At 65.2% G+C, this 4,634-nt stretch carries 4 protein-coding genes, 1 other RNA gene and 1 pseudogene; all 6 read right to left on the bottom strand.

Features of this window, described 5'->3' with window-relative positions; genetic code table 11:
- Positions 1 to 116: 116 nt before the first annotated feature.
- Positions 117 to 485: a transfer-messenger RNA gene (gene ssrA / locus AB4Y86_RS12675) on the bottom strand.
- 116 nt (positions 486 to 601) lie between these two features.
- Positions 602 to 1,072 carry an SsrA-binding protein SmpB gene (gene smpB, locus AB4Y86_RS12670; protein ID WP_056738075.1) on the bottom strand — a complete coding sequence of 157 codons (471 nt, stop codon included), beginning with the start codon at positions 1,070 to 1,072 and terminating at the stop codon, positions 602 to 604.
- Between the two features lie 62 nt (positions 1,073 to 1,134).
- Complete coding sequence (locus tag AB4Y86_RS12665) at positions 1,135 to 2,541, bottom strand: peptidoglycan DD-metalloendopeptidase family protein (protein ID WP_441402576.1); 1,407 nt, start codon at positions 2,539 to 2,541, stop codon at positions 1,135 to 1,137.
- 25 nt (positions 2,542 to 2,566) lie between these two features.
- Positions 2,567 to 3,481, bottom strand: a complete 915-nt coding sequence (gene ftsX, locus AB4Y86_RS12660) for a permease-like cell division protein FtsX (RefSeq protein ID WP_441402575.1) — start codon at positions 3,479 to 3,481, stop codon at positions 2,567 to 2,569.
- Complete coding sequence (gene ftsE / locus AB4Y86_RS12655; RefSeq protein ID WP_441402574.1) at positions 3,478 to 4,221, bottom strand: cell division ATP-binding protein FtsE; 744 nt, start codon at positions 4,219 to 4,221, stop codon at positions 3,478 to 3,480. Before ftsE ends, ftsX begins: the two co-directional genes overlap by 4 nt.
- 159 nt (positions 4,222 to 4,380) lie before the next feature.
- A pseudogene (gene prfB / locus AB4Y86_RS12650) lies at positions 4,381 to 4,634 on the bottom strand (peptide chain release factor 2); the annotation flags it as partial.

Raw genomic sequence — 4,634 nt, 5'->3', positions numbered from 1 at the left:
GGGCGGCGCCCGGCGGGGCGGCGCCCGGCGCGCCGGCGCAGAGCGCAGCAAAAAGGCCGGAAGCTGATGCTTCCGGCCTTTTTGCTACGGGGTGGAGCCTCGTTGCCGGGCTCCGTAGGTGGAGATGGGGGGAATTGAACCCCCGTCCGATGTCGTGTTGTCAGGGCTTCTCCGGGCGCAGTTCGCGTCGGATTTTCTCGGCCCCAGCCATCCTGCGAACAGGTGGCTGATCCGGGCCCAGTCATCTAAGAGTCCCGTTCACCCCGATGACGGAGGTAAACAGCAGTGGCTATCTAAATGACGCCAGGATCCGGGGCAATAGCAACCTCGGGCTGACGGACTGTCTTACTGCTTAGGCAGCGAGAGCGAAGTCAGTGCGTTTTGATTCGGCACTTATTGGTTTGCAGACAGCGTTTACGAGATAATTCTGCATCCTCGGCCCGCTTCACCTGTCGCGACTAACATCGTCGAAACCGATCATCCCCGTATTTTGTTGTCAAACACTTTCAATCAAACCGGACTGGAACCTTGCGGTTCCTTCCCGGACTACTAAGCATAACGCACGGACTGCCGGAAATCTTCCCGGCGCCAGGGCGGAACGTCAGGCCCGGTTCCGCTCGCGCATGACGCGCAGGGCCTCGCGCTTGTCCTGCTGCTCGCGCAGGGTCTGGCGCTTGTCGTATTCCTTCTTGCCGCGGGCGACGCCGATTTCCACCTTCGCGCGGCCGTCCACAAAGTAGAGCTGCAACGGCACGATGGTGAAGCCCGATTCGCGGATCTTATGCGAGATCTTGGTCAGCTCCTCGCGGTGCAGCAGCAGCTTCCGACGCCGGCGGGCGGCATGGTTGGTCCAGCTGCCCTGGTGGTACTCGGGGATGTGGATGCCCTCCATCCACAACTCGTCGTTGTAGAAGGTGCAGAAGCCGTCCACCATGGAGGCGTGGCCTTCGCGCAGGGACTTCACTTCGGTGCCCATGAGCGCGATGCCCGCTTCGTAGGTGTCCAGGATGTGGTAGTCGTGCCGGGCCTTGCGGTTGGTGGCCACTACCTTCCGGCCACTTTCTTTCGGCACGGTAGAACTCCTCGGATCTGTTGATGGCTGGCTCCGGCCGGGGTGGCGCGGAGTACTCCAGTTTAGAGCAGACCCATCGGGTCCACTGCCTTGCCGTTAACCCACGTCTCGAAGTGCGAGTGGCAGCCGGTGGAATTGCCGGTGGTACCGGAGTAGGCGATCAACTGGCCCTGACTGACCTGCTGGCCCGCCGAGACCACCACCGAGGTGTTGTGGTAGAAGATCGTGGTCAGCGAGTTGCCCTGCACGACGCCGTGGGAGATCTTCACGTGGTTGCCGCCGCCGTCGTTGCCCCACCCGGCGGAGAAGACGGTGCCGGCGGCCGGAGCGTAGACCGGGGTACCGCACGGGGCACCGAAGTCGATGCCGGTGTGCATGTAGCCGCCCTGGCCGTAGAAGTCGATGGTGCCCGGCGGCGTCGCGCGCCAGCCGAAGCCCGAGGTGATCGGAATGCCGTTGAACGGGCTGCGCAGGCCGAAGGCGGACACCGGGCCCGGGGGCGCAGGAACGTACGGCTGGGCGGCCTGCCCCTGGGCACGCGCCGCCGCGGCGGCCGCCTCGGCGATCCGCTTCTGCTCGGCCTCCCAGGCTTCGCGCAGCTTGCGGTCACGTTCGACGATTTCAGCCGCGACCGCGTCCTGCTGGGCCTTGACCTGGGCAAGCTGGCTCTGGATGCCCGGCTTGGCGGCCTGGAGTTCACCGTTCAGGCGGGTGGTGTCGGCGATGAGTTTGTCCACCTGGGCCTTCTTGCTTTCGGCCTCGTCGCGGGCCGCCTTCTCGCGGGCCAATGCGGCGTCGGCCTTGGCCTTGAGGTCCGTGATCTCGGCTTCAACGGCCTGCAGGCGGGCCTGCGAGTTCACGTTCGTGGCGTTCTGCTGGGTGAGCTTGTCCATCGCGGAGTTCTGGCTGCGTAGTGCCTGGTCCGCCAGGTCAATGGTGTCGGTCAGGCTGCCGCCCTTGTTCGAGCCGAAGAAGAGCGCCAGGTTGGACGGCACGCCGCCGGACTTGTAGGCCTGGGTGGCGATCTGCCCGATCAGTTTTTTGGTGTCGGTGATTTTCTGCTGATCGGTTTCCAGCTGCTGGGTGATCTTGGCTTTGTTCTGCTGCGCCAGATCGACGCGCGCGGCGAGGGCCTCCACCTCCTTGACGGCACCGGCCACGCGGCCCTGCGCGTCAAGCAGCGCCTGCTGGGCGCCCGGAAGCTGCCCCTGGTAGAGCACCAGGTCGCCGGCGGCCTTGGCGATCTTCGCATCCACGAACTCCAGTGACTGCTGGACGCGCGCTGCCTCGGCGTTAAGGGCCGCCTGCTGGTCCTCGAGGGTGTCGGCCGAAGCCACCGGGGCAAAGCCGCCCAGGTTGGCGGCCAGGACCAGCACCACGGCGGCACCGATCAGACGGCTGCGGCGGACGGCCTGCCGGACCGTCGCCGTGTTTCGTGCCGGGGCGGTGCGTCGGTCCATCGGTGTCATGAGCATTCCTCTTCGTTGCGCAAAGCTAAACCCTCAGGTAGCGGCGGAGTGTCAGGAGTGATGATGTCCCTGCCAAGAGGACGCCCAGGCCGATCAGGGCCGGTGCCAGCATCAGCGTCTGGGCGGGGGAAATGAAGGCGGTGTCCGGATACTGCTGGGACAGGACTTGGCCCAGGAAGAAGTGCGCCACGGCCCAAAGGGTGCCGGACGCCAGGGCCGCGCCGATCACGGCCGCGATCACGCCTTCCAGAATGAAGGGCAGCTGGATCACGGTCTTGGACGCGCCCACCAGGCGCATGATTCCGGTTTCCCGGCGGCGGCTGAAGGCGGAGAGCCGGATGGTGGTGGCGATCAGCAGGATGGCACAGACAATCATCACCCCGGCGACGCTGACGGCCACCAGGGAGGCGGCATTCATCGCGGAGAAGAGCCGTTCCAGCAACTGCCGCTGGTCGATGACGGATTCCACACCCGCCTGCGAGGAGAAGTTCTCGCTGATCACCTGGTACTTCCCCGGGTCCTTCAGGTTGATCCGGAAGGACGCCGGGAGCTGGTCCGGGGTGACCGAGTCCACGATTGGCGAGTTGGAGAACTGTTCCTTGAAGTGCTTGTACGCCTCGTCCTTTGATTCGAACTGGAAGTCGTTGACGTACTGGGCCACGGACGGGGACTGCAACAGCTTCCGCAGGTTGTCCTGCTGCTCCGGGGTGGCAGGACCGGTGGCGCAGCCGGGCGCCGTCGAGCCGTCACTGCAGAGGAAGATGGCCACCTGAACCTTGTCGTACCAGTACCCCTTCATCTGGTTGATCTGCAGCTGCAGCATGCCGGCGGCGCCCACGAAAGTGAGGGACACGAAGGTGACCAGGATGACGGAGACCACCATGGACAGGTTGCGGCGCAGGCCGCTGCCGATTTCGGACAGGACAAAGGCGAGTCTCACAGCTGGCCCTCCCCGCTCGCGTCCCGCAGCCGGCGGGACTGGCCCACCACCGGGATCATCGAGGTGTACAGGGCCTTGGCCTCGTCACGGATCACGACGCCGTTCTTGAGCTCCACCACGCGTTTGCGCATCTCGTTGACGATGTCGTCGTCGTGGGTGGCCATCACCACGGTGGTGCCGTTCTGGTTGATCTTGTCGAGGACGCCCATGATGCCCATGGAGGTGGTCGGGTCCAGGTTGCCGGTGGGCTCGTCGGCCAGCAGGATGCCGGGACGGTTGACGACGGCGCGGGCGATCGCCACGCGCTGCTGCTCGCCGCCGGACAGCTCGTGCGGCAGCCGGTTCTCCTTGCCTTCGAGGCCGACGGTCTTGAGGACCTCCGGGACGGTCTCGCGGATGACGCTGCGGCTCCGGCCGATGACCTGCATGGCGAAGGCGACGTTGGCGAACACCGTTTTCTGGGGCAGCAGGCGGAAGTCCTGGAAGACGACGCCGATCCCCCGGCGCAGCCGCGGCACCCGCCAGCTGGAAATCTTGGCCACGTTCTGGCCGGCGACATAGACGGTGCCCGAGGAGGCCCGGTCTTCCTTCAGCACGAGGCGCAGGAAGGTCGATTTGCCGGAGCCGGACGCACCCACGAGAAAGGCGAACTCGCCCCGGTCGATTTCCAGGTTGATCGAATCCAGCGCCGGCCGCGCCTTCTGGTCGTAGACCTTGGTGACATTTTCGAAACGGATCATGGCCCTAAGTGCCCTGCAGGAGCCGGGCATTTTTCAGACCAGTTCTGCCGCCGGGGCGCGGGCTTTCTTTTGGGGGAAGTAGGGCACCGGCCTCTCGACTATACGCACGGGTAACAACTCCGGCGCAGGAACCCGGGGGTGTGTCGCAGGATTGGGCCGTTACTTCTCGGCGTTTCGGTTGTCGGTCCGCCAGCGGATGCCGGCGTCAATGAAGTCGTCGATTTCGCCGTCGAACACCGCCGACGTGTTGCCGACCTCGTGTTCGGTGCGGAGGTCCTTGACCATCTGGTACGGGTTGAGCACGTAGGAACGCATCTGGTCGCCCCAGGACGCCTTGACGTCGCCGGCGAACGCCTTCTTCTCGGCGTCTTCCTGCTCCTTCTTCAGCAGCAGGAGCCGGGACTGCAGCACGC

The organism is Arthrobacter sp. 2YAF22_2, assembly GCF_052114645.1.
In the GTDB taxonomy this organism is placed as follows: Bacteria; Actinomycetota; Actinomycetes; order Actinomycetales; family Micrococcaceae; genus Arthrobacter.
This window is presented reverse-complemented; position numbering and strand designations above follow the sequence as displayed.